Source organism: Loktanella sp. DJP18 (genome assembly GCF_049310965.1).
Taxonomy (GTDB): Bacteria; Pseudomonadota; Alphaproteobacteria; order Rhodobacterales; family Rhodobacteraceae; genus Loktanella.
The window spans coordinates 1-2,744 of record NZ_JBMERN010000245.1; the positions used below are offsets into that span (position 1 = coordinate 1).

Consider the following 2,744-nt stretch of genomic DNA (forward strand, 5'->3'; position numbering starts at 1 on the left):
GAAATTTCTACAATGGGCGGCATTATCTATCTCGTGGGCCTCGTCGTGGTGGTCTTGTTCGTACTGTCGCTTTTGGGCCTCAGCTGATTTTCGATCCTGAAGGGATATCGCCATGAATACTACCACATCGCCCGCCGCGGCCGTCGACGGATCTTATGTTGATTGGCAAGCGATCTTCGCTGGTAGCGTCGTCGCAATTGCGATTGGCGTGCTGCTGACAACTTTTGGTGCCGCACTTGGGCTCTCGGCAATCACGCTGGATGGGACAGACGACTCGTCAACCTTCGAACTAGTCCTGACGGGGCTCTGGCTCGTGCTGACACTCGTCGCAGCGTACCTCGCCGGTGGCTACATTGCCGGCCGCATGCGCCGGCGCGTCGAAACCGCATCTTCCGATGAAGTTACGGCACGCGACAGTATCAATGGTCTGGTTGTCTGGGGTTTAGGTACGATCGCGACCGCCATCATGCTGACCAATGCAGTCAGCTTTGCAGCCAACACGGCGGGTAATGTTGCTGCCGGAGCGGGACAGGCTGTCGGGGCCGTGACGCAAGCTGCAGGAACCGCTCTGGGTGGTGTGGCGTCTGGCGTGGCGAATGCCGCAGGGGCCGTTGTTCCCGACGAGGCGCAGAACAATCCCACCGATTTCTTGTCAAACCAGCTGCTACGGCCGGCACAAGTCGACCCAGCAGCTGCAGATCCGGCGCAAGTGGCCCGACAGGCTGCAAGCATCGTGGCCAACGTCTACCGTACTGGAGAGGTCAGTGACGCCGATCGTGCGTATTTGGCTAGCGCAGTAGCAGCGCGAACAAACATGACGCAGCCAGAAGCCGAAGCGCGCGTCGACCAGGTCATTACAGATGCCCAATCAGCGCGTCAGGAGGCCGCTGACGCGATTGAAACTGCAAAGACGGAAGCAGCACAGCTGGCCGAAGACGCTAAGGCCGCTGCTGTAGACGCCGCGCGGAAGGCACGCAATGCCGCCATCATGACGGCCTTCGCGCTTGCAGCTGCCGCTTTGATCGCAGCAGCAGCTGCCATGGCCGGTGCTGTTCACGGTGGCCGCGATCGTGACGCGGGCCGTATCTTCCGTGGCATCCGCTTCCACGGCTGAACGTATTGAACGACCATGCCAAGTTCCGGCTGCAAACGCAGCCGGGGCTATTTTAATTCGGATGGCATATACTGTAATCCAATCGGCATCTGGACCGCATCTGGCGCAAACAGAGGTTGCGCGGGAAAACCCAACAGCAGGGATAGGCGGAGCGTCTTCATAACAGCAGCATGAAGCTGCCACCTTGACCAAGATCACTATGATTTTAGAAGGTCGGAACCGTCATCCTCGATCGGTGTCGCCATCTGATCATCTAGCATCCCCTCCTCGCTCGACAGGTCGTGTTCTGCGGCAGACACCTCGGCTTCGTCGGGCAGGGAACTCGGCATGTACTGGTCCAAGCTGTCCGGCCAGCTGGCGGAGCCGCCTTCGTTTTCATTAACTCCGACCAGAGGAACGCCCTCCGGAAAGATCACCTAGCGTACTTCGTCGGGCAAGTCGGGCAATCCAAAAGGCCGACCCAAAGGATCTAAATGCAAACAGCCCATCCTGCCGGTCGACCGGATGACGGCGCTCCTGATGGCGGAGGTTTATCGAACGATCACGGTGCGGGTGTCGGCTCATAACAGGGCACGAGGGTTCCCCACCGCGTTCCGCCCCCAACCTTGCGCATCGGCGTGATCAGGGCGCTTTTTGTCCTCTCAGCTTTCGGTGCGAGCGTTTACGACGGGTGCGGCTGTCACTGCTTTGGCGATGGCCCAGATAAAGCCGACCATCTCGCGGGCAATGGCCGTGATCACGACCACTTTCGCCTTCCCGGTTGCGAGCAGATGGCGGTATCGCTGGCACATTCGAAGTTGCCCCTTCTAGGCGATGTCGCGCACCACGTTGGGGAGCCCCTCGATCCTATCGTGAAGCTTGCGACTGACGCGCGCCTGCATGCGGTAGCTCCACGCGCCCTCAATCAGGGCACGTCTCGCCAATCCGCTGCCGGCCTTTGTGATCCCGCCCCGGCGCACAGTGTTGCCACTGGAATGTTCAGATGGTGTCAGCCCGAGATAGGCCATCAGCTGACGCGGGTTGTCGAAACGATTAAAATCTCCGACCTGGGCCACCACCGTGACGGCGACGATGAATGCGACCCCATGCCCCAAAGCACATGCATGACGAACTGAGCGAGGATTATCGTGACATGATCTATGCCGACAGCGCGGCGGAGATCGAGAAGCAGCGGAAGGTATTCTTGCGCAAGTGGCGCCTGAAATGCCGTGCGGTCGCTGACAGCTTGGAAGAGGCCGGAGACCGGCTGTTCACCTTCACGCGTCTGGACCCGTCGCAGTGGAAATCCGCACGCACCACCAATGCAATTGAGCGCCTGAACGAGGAATTCCGCCGTCGCATCAAGACTCAGACCGTGCTGCCCTGCGCCGAAACGGTGCCGATGCTTCTCTGGGCACTGATGGCATCGGGCCAGATCCAAATGCGGAAGATCGATGGTTGGGAAACCTTGGCTCAGCCTATCGCCCCAATCAGCCTTGACCTCGCGGCCTGATCAGGCCCAAATCCACATGCTCGGAGAACGCCGCCAGAGAGTTTCCACCACGTTCGAGACACAACCCGGAACCTTATCCGGCAGCACTACGTTGAATCTTCAAAGCAAGTAGGAGAAATAAAATGGCCAACGAAGATC

General features: G+C 59.4%; 2 protein-coding genes and 3 pseudogenes. 3 read left to right on the forward strand and 2 right to left on the reverse strand.

The features are described from left to right. Positions 1 to 112 precede the first annotated feature (112 nt). Positions 113 to 1,114 carry a hypothetical protein gene (locus ACOI1H_RS24610; protein ID WP_422440875.1) on the forward strand — a complete coding sequence of 334 codons (1,002 nt, stop codon included), beginning with the start codon at positions 113 to 115 and terminating at the stop codon, positions 1,112 to 1,114. A gap of 197 nt (positions 1,115 to 1,311) precedes the next feature. Here the strand turns inward: ACOI1H_RS24610 and ACOI1H_RS24615 are convergent, their stop codons facing one another. Beyond that, positions 1,312 to 1,443: a hypothetical protein gene (locus ACOI1H_RS24615; RefSeq protein ID WP_422440877.1), complete on the reverse strand. Its 132-nt coding sequence runs from the start codon at positions 1,441 to 1,443 to the stop codon at positions 1,312 to 1,314. 115 nt (positions 1,444 to 1,558) lie between these two features. Here ACOI1H_RS24615 and ACOI1H_RS24620 point away from each other — a divergent pair. After that, positions 1,559 to 1,735 (forward strand): annotated as a pseudogene (locus ACOI1H_RS24620) (hypothetical protein); the annotation flags it as partial. A 20-nt stretch (positions 1,736 to 1,755) separates the two neighbouring features. Here ACOI1H_RS24620 and ACOI1H_RS24625 read toward each other — a convergent pair. Continuing rightward, a pseudogene (locus ACOI1H_RS24625) lies at positions 1,756 to 2,199 on the reverse strand (transposase); the annotation flags it as partial. Here ACOI1H_RS24625 and ACOI1H_RS24630 point away from each other — a divergent pair. Then, positions 2,199 to 2,606: pseudogene (locus ACOI1H_RS24630) on the forward strand (transposase); the annotation flags it as partial. The pseudogenes ACOI1H_RS24625 and ACOI1H_RS24630 sit on opposite strands and share 1 nt — an antisense overlap. Positions 2,607 to 2,744: the final 138 nt, after the last annotated feature.